Here is a 558-nt window from a genome sequence, read left to right on the forward strand (position 1 = left end):
GTGAGTGACATCGAGTACCTTGCCAACTTAGCCGACCACCCAAACACTGAGTGGTATAATGTTCGGTCTCGTACCTTCTTTGAGCTCCAAATGGTCATGCTCGGAATAAAATCTGGTGACGTTAAGTCGTTAATTCAGAAGTTTATTGATGTGAGTACGCCTGAATATCTTGAGGGCTTAGCCTTTGAACATGCAAACCTTGTCGATTTGCCAACGATTAATGTGATGACAAAAGTTCTAAATAAATCAGGTTGTGGTGAAGCGGAATATCAACAAGCGATGTATGAAGCGGTCAAAGGGCACCACAAGTATTGGAGTCAAAAAAAGTTAAAGGAAGAGCGTGTAGGCTATTTTGCTATGCCGTTACTGGCACTGGCAAAGCTTACTTACCAGAAATACGGTTTTCGCTTAGGGTTTGAAACGGATTATGTTCCAGAAGCGTTCTACACCCGTAATATGCCCGAGCCGAGCTATAGCTTTTTAGATATTTACAAATCGTAGTTAGTTAACAAACTGTTTAAGAGTGATTCGCAACGCGTGGCATTTTTACTATGCGTT

Annotated in this window: 1 protein-coding gene; it reads left to right on the plus strand. The window is 41.8% G+C overall.

The annotated features are described in order from the left end of the window. The coding region (locus R7Q48_RS29880; RefSeq protein WP_318134008.1) for an Imm49 family immunity protein at positions 1-501 on the plus strand (501 nt) is incomplete at its 5' end. Positions 502-558 lie beyond the last annotated feature (57 nt).

It is taken from the genome of Vibrio sp. 378, assembly GCF_033339435.1.